Source organism: Luteimonas panaciterrae, from assembly GCF_020511115.1.
In the GTDB taxonomy this organism is placed as follows: Bacteria; Pseudomonadota; Gammaproteobacteria; order Xanthomonadales; family Xanthomonadaceae; genus Luteimonas; species Luteimonas panaciterrae.
The window spans coordinates 1-671 of the sequence record NZ_JAJAVH010000037.1 but is presented as its reverse complement, the minus strand read 5'-3'; the positions used below and the strand labels follow the sequence as shown (position 1 = coordinate 671).

The following is a 671-nucleotide window of genomic DNA, read 5'->3' as shown; positions in this document are numbered from 1 at the left end:
ATGGGGGAATTCTTATCGTAACAATCCTGCGATTCGTCATCCAGGCTCGGCTTGAACATATAACGCCACGGTTTTCCGTCCTGCATTACATTTTCGGCAATGAGATAATCTGGTGGATCTTTGGGATTGTTATCAAAAAATTCCACCATCGTGCCCATGATGTCTGAGTTCGCTTCATTGAGGCCTCCAGACTCACCAGAGTAGATCAGCTTCGCCGTCGCATCAGTTACACCATGAGTCATCTCATGACCGATGGTTTCAAGGGTGACAACTGGATTCGACTCGTCGTTAGCAGAACCATTGAGATAGAACATACTGTTCAAACCAGCCAACCAGAAAGCATTAGTGTACCCCTCCACAAACGACTCGACATTCACTACCGCCCGAATGCCCTTGCCGTCATTGGCAATACCATTCCGATCATGACGCTGCTTGTAATAGTCCCATGTCTTGGCCATACCATAGTGGACTTCAGCACCAATGCGCTGAGTCAGATCGATCTGATTGTCACCCCAAACATTGTTCGTATCGAAATACGGTTTACCCAGCTTACTGTCATCGACCTGGGACACCACTCCTAATTTATTATATTTACGTTGTGCAGCAAAGATCAGTGCATCGTCTGCCGGCTTGTTTTCGCCGTTGAGGGTTTTTCCATCGCCACGCTTTGG

Annotated in this window: 1 protein-coding gene; it reads right to left on the bottom strand. The window is 47.5% G+C overall.

Annotated elements, in window-relative coordinates:
• Positions 1–671, bottom strand: a 671-nt coding sequence (locus LG367_RS18080) for a M4 family metallopeptidase (protein WP_226470662.1), incomplete at both ends; no start/stop codon positions are given.